The sequence below is a fragment of the Pectinatus haikarae genome, from assembly GCF_050916305.1.
Lineage (GTDB): Bacteria > Bacillota > Negativicutes > Selenomonadales > Selenomonadaceae > Pectinatus > Pectinatus haikarae.
On the sequence record NZ_CP116940.1, the window covers coordinates 2018838 to 2037962 of the forward strand.

General features: G+C 38.8%; 15 protein-coding genes. 6 read left to right on the plus strand and 9 right to left on the minus strand.

The window, feature by feature from the left end:
• Positions 1-15: 15 nt before the first annotated feature.
• The 9 genes from glgA to NXG61_RS09905 form a co-directional block, all read right to left on the minus strand.
• Positions 16-1461, minus strand: coding sequence for a glycogen synthase GlgA (gene glgA, locus NXG61_RS09865; RefSeq protein WP_307223511.1), 1446 nt, complete (start codon positions 1459-1461; stop codon positions 16-18).
• Positions 1462-1536: 75 nt separating this feature from the next.
• Positions 1537-3576, minus strand: coding sequence for a 1,4-alpha-glucan branching protein GlgB (gene glgB, locus NXG61_RS09870; RefSeq protein WP_307223513.1), 2040 nt, complete (start codon positions 3574-3576; stop codon positions 1537-1539).
• 100 nt (positions 3577-3676) lie between these two features.
• Positions 3677-6124 carry a glycogen/starch/alpha-glucan phosphorylase gene (locus NXG61_RS09875; RefSeq protein ID WP_307223514.1) on the minus strand — a complete coding sequence of 816 codons (2448 nt, stop codon included), beginning with the start codon at positions 6122-6124 and terminating at the stop codon, positions 3677-3679.
• A gap of 195 nt (positions 6125-6319) precedes the next feature.
• Entirely contained in the window at positions 6320-7426 is a 1107-nt protein-coding gene (gene glgD, locus NXG61_RS09880; protein ID WP_307223516.1) for a glucose-1-phosphate adenylyltransferase subunit GlgD, read from the minus strand.
• 17 nt (positions 7427-7443) lie between these two features.
• The gene (locus NXG61_RS09885; RefSeq protein ID WP_307223518.1) at positions 7444-8598 is read right to left on the minus strand and encodes a glucose-1-phosphate adenylyltransferase; all 1155 of its coding nucleotides are present in this window, start codon (positions 8596-8598) and stop codon (positions 7444-7446) included.
• 224 nt (positions 8599-8822) lie between these two features.
• Positions 8823-9866 (minus strand): M48 family metallopeptidase, encoded by a 1044-nt coding sequence (locus NXG61_RS09890; RefSeq protein ID WP_196604667.1) that lies wholly within the window; start codon positions 9864-9866, stop codon positions 8823-8825.
• 92 nt (positions 9867-9958) lie between these two features.
• A complete protein-coding gene (locus tag NXG61_RS09895; protein WP_196604668.1) occupies positions 9959-10579 on the minus strand; it encodes an inorganic triphosphatase in 621 nt (206 codons plus the stop codon).
• An 81-nt stretch (positions 10580-10660) separates the two neighbouring features.
• Entirely contained in the window at positions 10661-10999 is a 339-nt protein-coding gene (locus NXG61_RS09900) for a hypothetical protein (RefSeq protein WP_196604669.1), read from the minus strand.
• Between the two features lie 33 nt (positions 11000-11032).
• Positions 11033-12754 carry an ABC transporter ATP-binding protein/permease gene (locus tag NXG61_RS09905; protein WP_196604670.1) on the minus strand — a complete coding sequence of 574 codons (1722 nt, stop codon included), beginning with the start codon at positions 12752-12754 and terminating at the stop codon, positions 11033-11035.
• 144 nt (positions 12755-12898) lie between these two features.
• Here NXG61_RS09905 and NXG61_RS09910 point away from each other — a divergent pair, with 144 nt between their 5' ends.
• The 6 genes from NXG61_RS09910 to mraY all read left to right on the plus strand — a co-directional run bounded on the left by NXG61_RS09910 (position 12899) and on the right by mraY (position 19125).
• Entirely contained in the window at positions 12899-13555 is a 657-nt protein-coding gene (locus NXG61_RS09910; protein WP_196604671.1) for a hypothetical protein, read from the plus strand.
• Positions 13556-13684: 129 nt separating this feature from the next.
• On the plus strand, positions 13685-14623 hold the full coding sequence (gene rsmH, locus NXG61_RS09915) for a 16S rRNA (cytosine(1402)-N(4))-methyltransferase RsmH (protein ID WP_307223523.1): 939 nt from the start codon (positions 13685-13687) through the stop codon (positions 14621-14623).
• Positions 14624-14788: 165 nt separating this feature from the next.
• Complete coding sequence (locus NXG61_RS09920; protein ID WP_196604673.1) at positions 14789-15181, plus strand: cell division protein FtsL; 393 nt, start codon at positions 14789-14791, stop codon at positions 15179-15181.
• 96 nt (positions 15182-15277) lie between these two features.
• Positions 15278-16777, plus strand: a complete 1500-nt coding sequence (locus NXG61_RS09925; protein ID WP_307223527.1) for a UDP-N-acetylmuramoyl-L-alanyl-D-glutamate--2,6-diaminopimelate ligase — start codon at positions 15278-15280, stop codon at positions 16775-16777.
• Complete coding sequence (locus NXG61_RS09930; RefSeq protein WP_196604675.1) at positions 16778-18157, plus strand: UDP-N-acetylmuramoyl-tripeptide--D-alanyl-D-alanine ligase; 1380 nt, start codon at positions 16778-16780, stop codon at positions 18155-18157.
• Positions 18154-19125, plus strand: coding sequence for a phospho-N-acetylmuramoyl-pentapeptide-transferase (gene mraY, locus NXG61_RS09935; RefSeq protein WP_370871639.1), 972 nt, complete (start codon positions 18154-18156; stop codon positions 19123-19125). The genes NXG61_RS09930 and mraY overlap by 4 nt, the downstream gene beginning before the upstream one ends.

Sequence of the window (19125 nt, forward strand, 5' to 3'; positions counted from 1 at the left end):
AAATCACCCTCTCAACTATTTATTTTTGAGCAGATTCGTATATACGTCTTTATATTGTTTGGCAGAATTAGTCCAGCTGTAATCCGATGACATGGCATTTTTTATAATGCGCCGGCGTAATATGATATCATCGTATTTTTCTAAGGAGCGTTTAATGGCAAAAAGCAGCTCATGAGCATTATAATTATCGAATACAAAGCCATTACCGTTGTTCGTATAACTGTCATAGGGGATAATAGTATCCTTCAATCCTCCAGTGGAGTGAACGATCGGAATGCTGCCATAATGCAGTGCTATCATTTGTGAAATACCGCATGGTTCATATCTGGAGGGCATTAGAAAATGAGAAGATGCGGCATAAATTTGATGAGCCAGTTCATCGCTGAATACAGTATTGACGGAAACTTTTGTCGGAAAACGCCATTGGAGGCCGTGAAACCATTCCTGATATTTGTAATCGCCTGTTCCAAGCAGAATAAATTGAATATTCTCATACTGCAGAAGTTCATCGAGAATTCTTGTGAGCAAATCTATTCCCTTTGCTTCAACAAGCCGAGATATAAAAGAGAGGACCGGAACATTTCTGTCGATAGGTAAGCCCAGTTTTTCCTGCAGATTTACTTTGTTTTCTGTTTTTTTCTCCAAAGCGTTGACAGCAGTATAAGGAACAAAAATATGAGGATCTGTTGCGGGATTATACTCGCTTTGATCTATACCGTTGACGATGCCGCAGAGACAATTGCTGCGGCGGCGCAGTACGCCATCCATTTGTTCTCCAAAATAAGAATTTTGGATTTCTTCTGCATAAGAACGGCTGACCGTGGTCAGAGTATCGGAATACAAGAGTCCGCCCTTCATGAAATTGATATTATCATAGAACTCCAGATCACCGTTATCAAAATATTTTTCACTTAGCCCTAATACATCTGTCAGAAATGTTTTGGGAAATACACCTTGATATTTTAAATTGTGTACAGTATAAACTGTTTTTATATTACTATATCTGCTATCGTGTGTGTATCCCAATTTTAAAAATACATTGATAAGACTGGTTTGCCAATCGTTTGAATGAATGATGTCAGGCCAAAAGTCTATTTCGGGCAGCATTTTTAGAACAGCACGGCAGAAAAAGACAAAACGTTCCGCGTCATCATCATAGCCGTATATATTTTCTCTTTTAAAATAGTATTCGTTGTCTACAAAATAAAAGGTAACTCCGTTAAGCTTTAATTTTTCAATACCAAAATATTGTTCTCGCCAAGAAACATTGACTGTCCCCGCGTATATATTTTTCATCTTTGACTGATATTGCTTCGCTATCGCGCTATATTTAGGCAGCACTACCCTAACATCAATGCTCTGCTTATTAAGCGCCTGAGGAAGCGATCCGGCTACGTCACCTAATCCGCCGGTTTTTATGAAAGGGGCTGCTTCTGCAGCAGCATAAAGAATTTTCAACATGAGAACAATCCTCCATTCTATAATTATTGAATATATATTGATAATTTGCCAAAAGAGAGCAATCAGATAAAAAAATCAGTGAGATGTTTTTTGCAGTTTAGCTTTTATGCGGGCTATTTTTCTTTTATTGCATCCATGTGAATTTTTTGCAGGCGAAATCAGTGGATGTTTTTGGAAAAGTGTACTGTTACTCTTTTCCGATAAAAATAATTTGTAGGATTCATCACTAAGATGTAAATATACGCAGGCGAGCGGCGGTATGGTGAGCGAAATCGAAAAAGGGTGGCTATTCCACGGAATTGCTTCTGCCTGTATTATGTCTGTGTTGGTAATGCCTGAACCGCCGAAGACAGTGTCATCACTGTTGAATATCTCTGTGTAGCCGCCTTTTATGGGAATGCCGATTCGATAGCTATAATAGATCTGCGGAGTAAAATTGAAAACAGCAATTAAGAAGTCAGTGCAATTTGTCGTTTTGCGCATAAAAGCGACAATGCTGTTTTGCTTGTCATCGCAGCTAAGCCATGTAAAACCATTCCAATCAAAATCTATCTGCCACAGAGGAGGTGAATCAATATAAAGTTTGTTCAGAGTCTTCGAATAGTGCAAAAGCTTATTATGCATCGGGTATTTTTCAGTTAGATGCCAGTCAAGGCTGTCATCGTAATTCCATTCAATGAATTGACCGAATTCTCCGCCCATAAACAATAATTTTTTTCCTGGATGGGCGATCCAGTAGGCAAAAAATACTCTTAACCCGGCAAATTTTTGCCAATAATCTCCTGGCATTTTTTCGATGAGGGAACATTTGCCGTGTACTACTTCATCATGAGACAGTGGCAGAACAAAATTTTCAGAAAAGGCATACATCAAAGAGAAGGTGATCTTGTCGTGATGCCATTTGCGATATATGGGGTCAAGACTTATATAACTGAGGATATCATTCATCCAGCCCATGTTCCATTTATAATTGAATCCCATACCTCCGCTGTGCACAGGGCTGCTCATTTGGGGCCAATCAGTGGATTCTTCCGCTATCATCAAGGCATCGGGATAATATTTAAAGACAGCTTGATTAAGCTTTTTTATAAATTCTATAGCTTCCAGATTTCCGTTTTCGCCATATTTATTGGGCTGCCAGCAGTCATCATGCCGCTCATAGTCAAGATACAGCATATTGGCAACAGCATCTATTCTCAGACCATCGATATGATATTCCGTCAGCCAGAATATAGCATTAGAAATAAGGAAACTGTGTACTTCAGTACGCCCATAGTCAAAATTAGTAGTGCCCCATTGTTTGTTCTCACTGCGCAGTTTATTATCAGATTCGTAAAGATTTTTCCCGTCAAAATTTTTCAAACCGTGTTCGTCATTGCAGAAATGTCCCGGAGCCCAATCCATGATCACGCCGATACCATTCTGATGGGCCGTATCTATTAAAAAGCGAAAATCATCAGGAGTTCCATAACGGCTGGTAGGTGCATAATAACCTGTTGCCTGATATCCCCAAGAACCATCAAAAGGGTGTTCATATAAAGGTAAAAATTCTATGTGTGTATAATGCATATCCCGTACATAATTTATCAGCTCCACAGCCGCATCCCTATAAGACAGATAATGATTGGCAGGAGCACGGCGCCATGATCCAAGATGCACTTCATAGATAAGCATTGGTTTTTCATATGATGAGTGCGCTGCCTTTTTTTCCTGCCATAAAATGTCATGCCATTCATATCTGCACATGTTATATAAGCAGGAAGCTGTGTTAGGTTTTTTTTCTGCATAGAATGCATAGGGGTCTGCCTTGTAGATAAGTCTGCCATCGGCAGTTTTTATAGCATATTTATATAGTGAATTTTCAGTCAGATGAGGAATGAATATATGCCAGATTTCTCCGTCAGATAATTTTTTCATGATATGTGAATTTTTATCCCAGCCGTTAAAATTACCTACAACACTAACTGACTCAGCATCAGGCGCCCATACGGTAAAGCGCACACCGGATATATTGCCGCTGTTTGTGAAATGGGCCCCGAAAAGTCCGTAGGAGTGATAATTGGTACCTTGATGATATAAATAAATATCATAAGGCTTTAAATCTGATATTATCATAATATATCCTCACTTTCTGTAACTTTTAATATATGCTTAATAGTTATAAAACAGGTTTTTTTGATAAAAAATAAAATTTGACTGGATGCAGACCAATTTATCAAGAAGGCAATTTTATCATATTCATTCCCCAAATATCATCGGCATATTCTTTTATCGTTCTGTCGCTGGAGAAAATGCCGGAGTGAGCAATATTGATAAGGCTGGATCTTTGCCAATTGAGAGTATCTATATATTTCTTTTCAATAATTTCATGGGCAGCGCAATAAGCGGGGAAATCTTTGAAAATAAAATACTCGTCATTGCTGCCAAAAAAATAGTTATATAGAGAATGAAAATCACCATTGCTGGTGAACGGACCGGATAAGAGCTGATCAATAACACAGTGAATGTCAGGATTGCTGTTATATTCATCCCATGCTGAGTAATGACCGTTTTGATAATAAGATAATATTTCATCGGCATTGAGACCGAAAATGACGCAATTATCATCACCAACTTCATCATGTATTTCTACATTTGCCCCATCCAGAGTCCCCAGTGTGATGGCGCCATTCATCATGAATTTCATATTGCCGGTGCCGGAGGCTTCCTTACCGGCGGTTGAGATTTGTTCGCTGACATTAGCCGCCGGAAATAATTTTTCAGCCAGTGAAATGCCGTAATTTTCCAGAAAAACTATTTTAAGTTTTTGGTTGACATTTTCATCGGAATTTACGATGGCCGCAACGGTATTGATAAGACGTATCGTTTCTTTTGCTATGTGATAACCCGGTGCGGCTTTTCCGCCAAAAATAAAAGTACGGGGAAATATATCAAGATGCGGATTTTGACAAAGCTTATTATAAAGATGCATCAAATGGAGTATGTTCATGAGCTGACGTTTGTAAGAATGTATACGCTTTACCTGAACATCGAATATGGACAGAGGATCAATAATTATGTTGTATTTGGTTTTTATAAGTTGTGCCAGTTCATTTTTATAGAATTGCTTGACATCAGTTAATTTTTTCAGCGCAGATGGATCATCAACATGTTTAAGAAGATCAATGAGCATATTTGGCGCAGTTTTCCATTTAGGCGATATGAGCTCATCTATAAGTGATGTAAGTTTTGGATTTGAAGCAATGAGCCAGCGCCGATGAGTTATACCATTGGTTTTATTGTTGAATTTATTAGGATAGTAATCACTGAATTGTTTCATACTATAATTTTTTAGAATATCCGAATGAATCTTGGCTACACCGTTGACGCTGTGGCTGCCTACTATCGCCAGCCTGGCCATATGGACGAGTCCATCCTGAAGTATAGAAAAAGTGTGGATGATATCTTCATTGCCCGGATAACGCCGGCGTACGCTTTCCAAAAAACGTCTGTTTATTTCTTCAATAATCATATAAATACGAGGCAAATGAGGGCGGAACATATCTATGGGCCATGTTTCCAAAGCCTCAGGCATGATAGTGTGATTGGTATATGCCATGGTCCGCATAGTTATATCCCATGCCTTTTCCCACGAAAGTTTCTCTGAGTCGATGAGAATGCGCATTAATTCGGCAACAGCCATAGCGGGATGGGTATCATTGATGTGTATGGCAACCTTTTGTGGAAAATCAAGCAAAGATAAGTTGCTCTTCTTATAATGGCGTACAATGCTTTGAATACCGGCAGAAACCAAAAAATATTCCTGCGTCAGGCGGAGCAGTTTTCCCTTATTTGAGCTGTCATCTGGATAGAGACAGCTGGTTATTGCCTTAAGGCGATATTGAAATTTCAATTTTTCCTGCAGTTGTTCATGTGTCAAAACACCGCTTTGAGCAAAGTCCTGACTGACTTCTGCGTTCCAAAGCCGCAAAGTGTTTACTATGCCGTTGTGATAGCCGACTATAGGAACATCATAGGGAACCGCTGAAACGGTAGTATAATTTTCATAGATAAGTTTCAGATTTCCGTCCGGCATTTCTTTCATGTAGGCATTGCCGCCGAAGGGAACGAGTATTTCCTTTTCAGCTTTGCGGTATTCCCAGGCAAAGCCATTTTTAAGCCAGTTATCAGGTATTTCGACCTGGTTATTATTGATGATTTTTTGTTCAAACAATCCATATTGATATCGAATACTGCAGCCGTGTCCGGCAATGCCCAATGATGCCATGGAATCAATAAAACAAGCTGCCAGACGTCCCAGACCTCCGTTGCCGAGGCCGGCGTCAGGTTCTTCATCAAACAGGTTATCTAAGTCGATGCCAAGATCGGACATTGCAGAACGACAGATGGCACCAATGTCCAGATTGAGTATATTGTTATTGAGAAGCCGTCCCAATAAAAACTCTATGGAAAAATAGTATATCTGTTTTTCTTTATGTTCACTATAATATTTATTTGTCCTTATCCAGTTTTCGCTTATGTATTGCCGGATAGTATTAGCCAATGCCTGATAAAGATTTTCATTTGTAAGATCTTCCATATCGCGTCCAAACATTATATTTGCTGTCTGTAAAAATAAATGTTCAAATCTGTTTTTTTCTTCCAGAAGTTTATTAGTCAACATTCGCTTGACACCTCTCCTTTTTCTTTGAGCTAAAAATAAGATGCTCTTTCCGAAGAATATTTGAATAATCTGCTGAGCATCCTGCTAAAGAACTGAATATATTGCATCAGATATTCCAGTTATGCATTTTTGCAGCAAAGGCTATCTGAACAGCAATAAAGGTATTTATACTACTGTAAAGACAGCCCTGCTGCATCATATTACTGTATTTTTTTCTACAATGAATGGATAGCTTTCTGCTCCTTTTAAGTATTTTTCTGCTGAGATAGTGACATTTTTATCACATATAACATTTTCCAGACAAGAATTTTTATGGAGTTGGCAGCCTTGCATAATGATACTGTTTTTTATTTTAACGCCTTTTTCTATTCTTACATCACGAAAAAGAATGCTGTTTTCAACAAGCCCCTCTATTGTACAGCCATTGGAAATAAGAGAATTATGCACATTGGCTCTGGATTTATATTGAGCAGGGACATCATCTTTTGTTCTTGTATAAATGGGAGCGTTGTCAATGAAAAGTTCATTCCATATTTGAGGATTGAGCAGATCCATACTGGTTTGATAATATCCATATAGTGAGTTTATACATGAAACATAGCCATCATAACAACAACCATAAATATTGTAATGGGCTGTCATTCTCATTATTCCGTCCAATAAAAAGTCTGAACCGCCTCTTTCATATGAATGTTCTACTATTTCCAAAAACACTTTTCGTGACATGAGGTAAGTCCCCATGGAGACATCGGCGTCTTCTCCGGCAGCAGGGCAGTTGGCAATATCAGACACAAGTCCGTTCTCTTTGGTTTTGATAACAGTGCAGGGGGAGTGCAGTTTTCTGCCGGGACGGTAATAAAGCATTGTTATATCAGCATTTGTGTTTTGATGAAATCGGAGAACATTATTAAAGTCAATATTAAATACAGTATGTGCTCCGGACAAAAGAATATATTCTTGAGGACTGCGGCGCATAATATTGAGGTTTTGATAAAATGTCTTCAGTTCCGATTGACGAATGTCATCATCGTCATTTGAAGGCAGGAGATAAAACAATCCTTCATGGCGTCTTGCCAGATCCCAATCTTTGCCGGAACGCAAATGGTCAAGAATAGATGCGGCTTTATCAGGCAGCATAATACCAACGGATATGATCCCCGAATTAACCATACTGGATAAAATGAAATCTATAAGCCGATATCTCCCTGCAAAGGGAATAGTCGCAATGGGACGTTTCCTCGTTATCTCTTTGATCAGACGGTTGTCTTCATGCAAATTTATCAAACCCAATACATAATTCATTTATATTCTCCTGCGCTTTAACCTACTTGTTTATTATCACTGCCTACAGAAGTGATTGTTTCACCTTCTGCAATAACCGTAATGGAACCATTGTCGGAAAAAATGTGACAATCATTCATAATTTCACAATTCTCAGCTACAATTGCTTTTTCAACGACTGCACCTGCATGTATTATGCTGTAGGGCATTATTACGGAATTGACAATCCTGGCTTTTTTCCCTATGTGAACACCAGGAAAAATAACGGAATTTTTTATACTTCCATCGATAACAGCTCCGCCGCTTACAAGGGAATTTGTTATTTTTGCATTTGCACCTATGAAGTGAGGCGGCAAAGGGGTGTGAGAAGAATAAATACGCCATGAACCGCCTAGATCAAAAGAAGGAGTTTCCTTGAGAAGATCCATATTTGCCTCCCAGAGACTTTCTATTGTACCAACGTCCTTCCAATACCCGTCAAATGAATAAGAAAATAAACGGACATGGTCAGCAAGCATTTTTGGAATTATATTTTTACCGAAATCATGTTCGGATAAGCAGTCTGCGTAATCTTCTTCTAAATAACGTTTTAGTAATCTCCAGTTGAAAATATATATGCCCATAGAAGCCAGTGTACTTTGCGGATTTTTAGGTTTTTCCTCAAAAGCGGTTATACGCCCATTGCGGTCTGTGGTCATTATGCCGAATCTCGAAGCTTCTTTGTGCGAAACTTTTATGACACTTATTGTCGCTTCAGCCTTATTCATCTTATGTTCTTCCAACATCCATGAATAGTCCATGGTATAGATATGGTCGCCTGAAAGTATCAGAACATAGTCGGGATCATATGTTTCGATGAAATTTATATTTTGATATATTGCATCGGCAGTGCCCTTATACCAATCTGCTTCCTTTTCACGCGCATACGGCGGTAAAATGTATACTCCGCCATTTTTTCTGTCCAAATTCCATGCTTCACCTGTACCAAGGTATGTATGCAGTTCCAAAGGCTTATATTGAGTAAGCACTCCGACTGTTTCTATACCTGAATTTGAACAGTTGCTGAGTGGAAAGTCGATGATGCGGTATTTTCCACCAAAATGGACAGCTGGCTTTGCAACTCTTTTTGTTAAAACACCGAGACGGCTGCCCTGACCACCTGCCAAAATCATTGCCAGGCATTCTGTTTTCATAAAAATCCCTCCTTAATAAATAGTATATGCTGCAAAATAGAGCCTGAAATATGAAAATGAAATAAAGCAAGAGATATTTATATTTTAAAATATTCACTTGTCTTAGAGTAAATATTTAAAATCAGTTTTAAGTTTATATTAAAAAATTTCCCATAATTAGAAATATAATAAAAATATCTTTAAAAACACTAATAATTAATAAAAATATGTGTAGAAAGAATCAATCATGCAGATAAAAGCAGTTTTATGGAAGTAATATACTCTCTTGCCAAGGTTGTTAAATCGATGCCGGCAGAGGCAGCATCATCCGGTGTCAGTTTTATGATATTTATATCGTCATAATAGATATAGATATTGCTGCCGTCACTGTCCAAAATATAATAATCAGGATTATAGGCAGGCTGCATAGATATTTTGTAGATATTACCGGCCAAAAAATAAGTCCTTTCAAGCTGGGAAAGCCCCTCAGCAGAAACCTTCAGTGGAGGTGTTTGTCCTGAAGCGTTGGCTATATATGCTGAAGAATCTGTCTCCTTTACCTGGACCGGAATTTTCAGGGTATCCAGATATTTTTTCATATTCTCTATTCGTTTCAGAATGCCGGGATGATCAGAGAAGAGATCGGTCTTTTCTCTGGGCGATATAGAATCCAGTTTCATAAGCCCAATCAGCATGCTGTAAGGGTTATAGCCAGCTGCCAGTGTTTCATCAAAGCCGATTCTATCAGCCTGTGATTCATCGCTGCGGCTGTATCCTGCTGTAATAGCGGATAAAATAGCTGGTTCTGCAGTTAAGCCGTTCTCTGTTTTCGCTAACAGGATCGTTGCCAGTATTGTCAAACCTATATTTTTTTGCAGCTGGTTGATGGAATGCCTTTTTACTATATGAGCAACTTCATGTCCGAGAATACCGGCAAGTTCATCATCTGTCTGCATCTTATCGGTAAGTCCCCGGAATACATAAATAAATCCTCCAGGCAGGGCAAAAGCGTTTACATCATCAGAATCAAGAACTTTGAAAGTGTATTTTAAATCTTTTCTGCCAGATACAGCGACAATATTCTGACCGATTTTATTGACACGTGCCTGGAGTGCAGCATCATCAACGAGTTTGTATTTTTCTTCAACATATTTTGCTGCATCTGTACCTATGGCTATCTCTTGACTGACAGATATCAGATTCGCAGATGCACTGCGGATGAAAATGAAATTGCAGAATAAAAAAGATAATACTGCGAAAGACATGAAAGAAGCAGCCATTCTTTTCATAATTCCAAACCACCCCGTGCTTTTAATATATAAAATCTTCTGTGCACTATATAATAAATCCTGCTTATATAAAAAATTTTTAATATTTTTCTTCAAATACAATTTTTTATTTTCAAACCTCTGGAAAATTTACTTTGCATAGACGGTTTTAAGTCAAAATGCGTTTTCAGAATCTCAGCAAGCGAGAGCACATCTTCTTTCCTGCCATACTTGAGCTCCAACTCTATTTCCTGTATCGGTTCAGTAATTGACAGTCCATATATATGACCTGTATCAATAGCAGCTTCCAGTTTTGATTGATTAAAAAATACAGTTGATTGTTGGCGTAAAAAAAAATTTTTTACGATAGGAATAAGTTGATCATCATAAATTAAATTTATTTTATCACGTATATTTTCTATATCGTCAAAAATTTTTAAATTGGGGCAGATTGAACCTACCTGACGATTAATTTCTAAACGGCGGGCAAGAAAATCACTGGATTGATTTTTCCCCTTTATAGTAGCGATATAAGTATTATTTTCTTTGCGTACCCGATAAACAATATGATTTTTTTGAAGAAAGGCATTTTCAGTATCATAATAGCATGCCGACATATGAAAAAATTTTGGAGGACCTGGTCGATAAAGTTCAGATATGAAATGACTGAGATAACGAAGATCTTTACTATTATTTATTTGCAATTTTACTTCAATTTCTTCATTTTTTGACATAATGCAACACATCCTAAAGTTTTTTGAAACAGAATGATAAGTATATTATTCCTGCATATCTTTGGCAGATGATAAATCAGCTCACAGCAATAACAGTATTATAGATCCGAAAAAGAGCGTCAGGCTAAGTGATCTCAGAAGTGAAACGACGGCCTGGCTATGCGCAGGGATCAGCCTGCATATAAAATACTGGAGCATCCATGTACAAAATGACATGCCGAAGAAGAAACCTGGTATATCCCAAGAAAAAATACTGTAAACGGAAATTACGGCCGCAATGAACAAGGCAGTGTACTGCCCTCTGCTGAGGGCATTTTTTGCAGGAACGGCAGGTACTTTGGGACGAATTTTCTGAGAGCAGCTGTTGTAAGCTTTTTCTGCTTCATCAAAATCTTTTTGGGAAAAATTTTTATATATCATCTCATCCTCCGCTGCATAAATTTTTTTAAGGATTTACGCGTTGTTCAAAACATAAAATTTATAATCACCATTTCCGCTGACATCAAGTCTGTATTCATGATGGGGCAGAAGTGTCGCACGATGACCTATACTTACTATTGTGATCTGCGGCAGTTCCTTTTTCAGGAGAGTGTACATATGATTTTCTGTGGCTTCATCTAATGCAGAAGTAGCTTCATCCAAAAATACCCATGCAGGTTTTTTTAAAAATATTCGCGCAAAAGCCAGACGCTGCTGTTCACCGAGAGAAAGAATGCTGCTCCAGTCATTTATTTCTTCAAGCTGGTCAGCAAGTTTGCTGAGTTTACATGATTTTAGCAGCTGATCAATATTTTTGGTGTCAATTGCCGGAACTGCCTGAGGATAGTATAATGATTGACGCAGTGTACCCAGAGGCAGATAAGGTTTTTGCGGTAAAAATAATATATTTTCCTGAGAGGGAATAGTGATTTTACCTTCGGCAAATGGCCAAATTCCGGCTAAGGTGCGAAGCAAAGTGCTCTTACCGCTGCCGGATGCCCCTGTTATTATCATACTTTTTTCTGCGGACAGCTTCATACAGAGATTTTTTATGATGGTTTCTCCGTGAGGAAGTCTGACCGTGAGCGCGCTTATGTCTAATTCATCATCCAAATTTACGTTGACATCCGCTTGAAGTGTATCGGCAGTTTCCATGTGTTCGGCAAAGGTGCTGAGACGGCGGATGACGGAAGACCACTGTGCTATGTCGGTATAAGAGCTGACCAAATAAGATAAGGCATCCTGCACCTTGCCAAAGGCGGTCAGAGTCTGAATGAGCCATCCTATCGGCAGCATTTCATTGAAGTAGCGAGGAGCAGCTATTAAAATAGGAAGAATGATTGCTATTTGGGAATAACTGACAGTTATTCCGGTAAGGATCTTTTGGCGATTCATTATTTGCTTAAAGTTACCTATGACAAACATAAAGCGCTTTTGAAAATTGATTTTTTCAGGTAATTCGCCGCGATAGAATGCGATGCATTCACTGTTTTCTCTCAGACGCACCAGAGAAAAACGAAAATCGGCTTCATATTTCTGTTGATTGAAATTCAAACTAATTAATTGATGTCCTGTTTTATGCGTTATAAAAGTTCCTATTATAGAATACAAAAGTGTTACCCATACCATAAAGCCGGGAATAGATATGGCTTGTTCGCCAAAGGAAACGGTGAAGCTGCCTGAGAGCTGCCACAACATGGCTATAAAAGATATCAATATCATGACTTGCTTGAAAAGTCCTATGCCGAGAGAAAGTGTGAGACTGACGAAAAGATTTATATCTTCTTGAATACGTTGATCAGGGTTGTCTGTATTGTTTTGACCTGTCTGCAGCTTATAATAAGTTTGCTTGTGCATCCATTTTTCTATGTATTGTTTAGTCATCCATGTACGCCATTTTATCTGCAGCATCTGCTGCAGATAAAATGCGTAAACCGCAAGCACAATGAGCAGCAGGGCGAGAATGCTGAATTTCCCAATAGAGTGCCAAAAAGCTTGATAGGAATAGTTTTGCAAAATAGTATAGAATTCGTTATACCAATCAGTGAGCTCCAGCATCAAATATATGGATATTAAATTAAATAGGACGACGGTAGCTAAAAGCCCTCTTGCTTTCCATTTTTCTTCTGATTGCCAGTAATCCTTAAATAGAAGCCAGAATATTCTTGAGGATTTTTTTATAGAATCAATCTGCATATGTATGCCCCCGATAACTTGAAATAAAGTATGGTTAAAAGTATAATAAAAAAATAGATTTATTGCAATGACAGAAGGCTGGCATGAGTATTTATCCGAGAAAACATTTGCAGGATAAAAATCGTTCAAAATAGGAGACTACAGATGAAACATGATCTTTTTTTTGCGGGAATAGGTATGTTTATTGTAATATTATTATTTGCCGGCTACCGTTATCTGCCGCAAAGACGAGTTTTTTATTTGTTTACAGCCATTGTTCTTTGCGGCACAGGAGCTGTTTTTTTATTTTGGAACGGACAGACACAGAATAATAATATGACTGAAGAACAGAGAATGCAGATTCTAAGTGAGCAGCCCTTTTTTATAACATGGTATGAAGAATATAAACAGTATGTTGAAGAAATAGATCGTATCTGGATGCGCTATAATAATGCGTTAGATGAATTTTCTGCCCAAAAAATTAGCATGGAAGATATGAATACAGATTTGCTGAAAATACAGGCCGATTCTGATGAACTGAGAAATGAGCTGGAAAAAAAATTGCCGCCGCAGGAATTGTCAGATGAAAATTATAGACTGGTGTATGAAGTCTTGGAAAAGACACGACAATATCTGGCTGCGGAAAATTCTACCATAAAAATGACTGTTCAAATGATGCAAATTCCTCAATTTAAAATGAAAGCAGTTGAGGAACAGTATAGGGAACTGGATAATATCCGCATTCTTAATTCGCCGGTCAACTTGAATGCAGCGGGAGATATTTCTTCAGTGAGGGATAATCTCAGTCTGCCGGATCTGTAAAATTACCTTCAAAATCAACATAATCTTTTATTTTATAAAGGAATAAGCTTTTTAATAAAGAATATACTAAAAGAATAAATAGAGAGAATTTTGTTCTTATGACCACCAAAAAGGGGGAAGTTTCTTTAAGTGGAATTTCATCATATAAGTGTTATGGCTGATGAAGTTATTGAAAACTTAAAAATAAAGCCAAATGGAATATATGTCGACTGCACTCTGGGCGGTGCCGGACATTCTTCCCGCATTGCCGGGGCACTGAATGAACAGGGTGTCTTATTGGGGATAGATCAGGATACTGAGGCAGTGAATGCCGCAAAGGAAAGACTGGCGCATTGTGTCTGCGATGTCAGGATCATACATGATAATTTTGCGCATCTTGAGCAAATACTTATTGATCAGGGAATAGAAAAGGCAGACGGTTTTTTGTTTGACCTGGGTGTTTCCTCACATCAAATTGACGATGCCGGGCGCGGTTTTTCTTATATGCATGACGCAGTTTTGGATATGAGAATGGATAAAGATGCGAAACTCACGGCTCAAATTGTTGTCAATGAGTATAGTCAGGAACGGCTGACTGAAATAATAAAAAACTATGGTGAAGAAAGATGGGCAAAAAGAATAGCGGCATTTATAGCAGAAACCAGAAAAACAACTCCAATACAGACTACGGGACAGTTGGTGGATGTTATAAGGAGAGCAATCCCTGCCGCAGTTCGCAAAAATATGCAGGGGCATCCTGCTAAGAGAGTTTTTCAGGCTGTCAGAATAGAAGTCAACAATGAGTTGAATATTTTGGAAGAATCTTTTAAATGTGCTGTACGGCACTTAAATAAGAATGGCAGACTTGCTATAATAACTTTTCATTCATTAGAGGATAGAATTGCTAAAAATACCCTTAGGCTTATGGCCAGAGGCTGTATCTGTCCGCCGGAAGTTCCTTTTTGTGTATGCGGACATGAAAAACAGCTGAAGCTCTGTGGCAGGGCGGCCACTCCGTCTGAAACTGAAACAGACGATAACTCCAGAGCCAGAAGTGCTAAACTGCGCGTCGCGGAGAAAATAATATAAATGGAGACTTAATTCAGACGGCGTTTTGACGCCGCCTGAATAGTAGTCGAAATTATCCAGGAAGTTAGCCGCTCTTTACTCACCGCTTGCAGAAGCAGGAGTATTAGAGCGGGTTAGTCATCGGATAAAAAAGTATTTTGGGAAGAACATGCGGAGGAACGGGCAATGTCAAAGTATTATAATTATAGTAATTTAGCAGAGAAGCCGACTGATAAGAAAAGAAAATCGCCTACACGCAATTATATAAATTATTCTAAATCAAAAGCAGCGGGAACTAAGATACATTTAAATAACAAGCTGCGCTTGCGTTGCTTTTTCTTAGTTGTGATTGTATCTGCGATGGGGATGTTCATTACCTTTCGCAATGGAGTGGCAGCCAGCCAAGGGTATGAGCTTGTAAAAATGAAACAGTCTGTGTCTTCCCTTGAAAAGGAAAACTCAAGATTAAAGCTTGATATCGCTGGACTGAAATCGCCTGAGCGCATAAAGGGGATAGCAGTTAAAGACCTTGGCATGGTGCTGCCGCCTCAGATATATTTTGCTAACAAAAATCGTTGAGCTTGTGATTTAAGGGGCTGTTTTTTTACAGCTCCTTTTTAGTTTGCTGATTATCTGCTATAATATATTTGTTTTGGAAAAATAGGAGGTATTGTGATGCCAAAATCTATAAAGACATTGATAGAAAAGCTGGACAATGCTAAAATTACGAATGATGCAGAAGTTGATATCACTTCAGTCGAATGTGATTCGCGCAGGGTGAAAAAGGGTTCTCTTTTTTTCTGTGTAAAGGGGGCCACAGTGGACGGACATGAATTTGTTCCGGCTGCTTTGTCAAATGGTGCCGTGGCGGTCATAGCTGGAAGAGATGTCGATGTACCTGATAATATAGTCAAAATAATAGTTGATGATGTACATGCGGCAATGGAAAAAATTGTGCCGTTTTTTTATGACTATCCTGGCAAAAAAATGAGAATGATCGGTGTTACCGGTACCAACGGAAAGACAACGATAACGTATATCATACGGTCAATTTTGCGTAAGGCCGGATATAAGACAGGTCTTATAGGCACTATAAAAATAATGATAGAAGATGAAATACTGCCAATTCATAATACTACACCTGATATAATTGATCTGCAGCAGACGCTGTTCTGCATGGTAAAAGCCGGTATGGATTACGTTATTATGGAAGTATCGTCCCATGCGCTGGCACTGCATCGTGTTGCCGGGTGTGAATATGATACGGCAGTATTTACCAATCTTACGAGGGATCATTTAGATTTTCATAAAACATTTGAAAATTATGCTTTGGCAAAAGCCCGTTTGTTTTCTTCCTTGAGTGCGCCAGAAAACGAAAAAGGTAACAAGACTGCTGTGATAAATATAGATGATGGTGCTGCCGCGGTGATGCAGCAGCATGCAAAGTGCCGTACATTTACTTATGCGATCGATAAGCAGGCAGATATTAAGGCTGATAATATCAATATTCATGCTGATGGAGCATCTGTACATATAGGCGGTAGTTTGTGCAATATGGATTTGCTTTTGAATATAACGGGACTTTTTAATATATATAATGTCATGGGAGCTGTTGGCGCTGCCTTAGCGGAAAACGTAGCTCCTCATATCATAAAAGAGGCTTTGGCGGATTTTCACAGTGTTCCGGGAAGATTTGAATTGGTGCGCGCAGGGCAAGACTTTTCTGTTATAGTTGATTATGCGCATACACCTGACGGACTGGAAAATGTTTTAAAAACAGCCAGGCAGATAGCCAAAAAAAATATTATTACAGTATTTGGCTGCGGCGGGGACAGGGATCGCACTAAGAGACCAATAATGGGACGCATAGCTGCTGAAAGATCAGATATAGTTATTGCTACCTCTGATAATCCGCGTACGGAAGATCCTGAATTTATACTGGAAGAGGTTGAAAATGGTGTTCTGCCGTCTTTGCACGGTAACTTTCATGAAAAAATTACTGACAGAAAAACAGCAATTTACCGTGCCGTGGAATTAGCTCAAAAAGATGATATTGTCATAATAGCAGGAAAAGGGCATGAAAATTATCAGATATTGAAAACGGGAACGATACACTTTGACGATAAGGAAGTAGCTGCCGCGGCTATAAAAAGGAAACTTTCGGAGGGAAAATAATTGCCGTCTTTTACATTGGAAGAAATAAAAGAATATACTGGCTGTGAAGTTATAGAAGAAAAAAGCACAAAATTTGATAATGTGTGCACTGATACCCGCAGTATAATGCCTGGGATGATTTTTCTGGCTATAAAAGGAGAAAAATTTGACGGACATGATTTTCTTGATAAGGCACTGGAAAAGGGAGCGGCGGGAATCATTCTGTCGGACAGAAATAAAGCTGAAAAAGTAAAAAATAAAAATGGCACAATTTTATATGTGCCTGATACATTAAAAGCGTATCTAGATATTGCCGGTGGATGGCGAAGTAAATTTTCTCTGCCTGTATTGGCTGTAACCGGTTCAAACGGAAAAACGACAACAAAAGATTTAACGGCGGCTGTGCTGTCGGAAAAATATAAGGTTTTAAAAACACAGAAAAACTTTAATTCAGAAGTGGGTATGGCTCTGACCTTATTAGCGTTGAAACCGGAACATGAAGTTGCCGTGATAGAAATGGGAATGAGGGGTCTGGGGCAGATACGGAACTTGGCTGAGGCGGCTAAGCCGAATATAGGAGTGATCCTCAATGTGGGAAACACCCATATGGAACTGCTGGGATCGATTGAAAATATTGCTAAGGCTAAAAGTGAGCTGGCAGAGGCGATAGAGTCTGACGGAATTGTTATTCTTAATGCTGACAATGAATACACTGCTTCTATGGCAGAAAAAACAAGAGCAGGAGTAATAACTTTCGGTATAAAAAAAGCTGCGGATGTAGCCGCAGTAAATATACATACTGAAGGTGCCGCAAGGACGATATTTACTTGTAAAACTGCAGAGGAAAGTGTTGAACTTTCCATACCGCTCATCGGTGATCATAATGTTTATGATGCCTTGGCAGCTATTGCTGCCGGCCGTGCCATGCATTTGAATTGGGAGATGATAGCTCGGGGCCTGAATAATTTTGTATCATCCGGCATGCGCTTTGAGATTTTTGCGCTGAATGATTATACGGTTATCAATGATGCATATAATGCCAGCCCGCTTTCGACAAAGGCTGCAATAGAAAATTTATCTGTCATACCGGCAAAAAGACGTATTTTTGTGTTTGGGGATATGAAAGAATTGGGTGCCGCGGCAAAGGCAGCGCATGAAGAAATAGGAAAGCTTTGCTTTTTAAAAAAAATAGATATATTGATAACTTTGGGCGCCCTGGCTGGATATGCCGCCGCTGCCGGCAGGCTGTATGGAATGGAAAATGTCAGCAGCTGCAGAACGCGAGAAGATATAGCCGTGCTTTTGAAGAGCATTTTAAAAAAAGGAGATGCTGTTTTGTTTAAGGGATCACACAGCATGCAAATGGAAAAAATAATAGAGTTATTGGGGAAAAGGCAATGATGATAATAGCTTATCCTGTTTTGGCTGCAATTTTTTCTGCGGCCATCGTTCTTTTCTGCGGACCGAAGCTTATTCCTGAGCTTCACAAATTGAAATTTGGACAGAGCATACGACAGGAAGGACCTAAAAGTCATCAGGCCAAATCAGGTACGCCTACTATGGGCGGTATTATGATTGTTATTGGGATTACTGCAGGTACAATGGCTTTTGCACATTTGAGTGTAGAAATATTGTTGGCATTATTAATAATGTTTGGTTATTTTATTATAGGATTTATAGACGATTATATAAAAGTGGTTTTAAAACGGAATCTTGGCCTAAAAGCCCGTCAAAAGTTTCTTGCACAGCTTTTTATTGCACTGCTCGCAACCTATTGGGGAATACACAGCGGTGTATTGGATACATCTCTTTGGCTGCCGATATTGAATATGAATATAAATATTGGGTTGTTATATTATGTATTGGTATGGTTGGTTTTTGTAGGTACCACAAACGCAATAAATTTAACGGATGGACTGGATGGTCTTGCGGCTGGATCTGTCGCCATTGCTTCTTTTATTTATGCACTGATATGCATTTATCTGGCAAAATATGATCTGGCGGTTTTTTGTCTGTCATGTACCGGCGCATTGGTAGCCTTTTTAAAATTCAATCAACATCCGGCCAGAATTTTCATGGGAGATACAGGATCCTTAGCACTGGGCGGTGTTATATCGGCAGTGGCTGTTTTGACACACACAGAAATACTTTTGATAATTATTGGCGGACTTTTTGTAATAGAAGCTCTTTCTGTTATAATTCAGGTTATTTCTTTTCGCTGCAGAAATGGCAAGAGAGTTTTTCTGATGAGTCCGCTTCATCATCATTTCGAATTGAAAGGGTGGCCTGAGATCAAGGTAGTGCGGAATTTCTGGCTGACTGGTGCATTATTCGGAATACTGGGTATGGCTGTTGTTCTATTAAGTTAA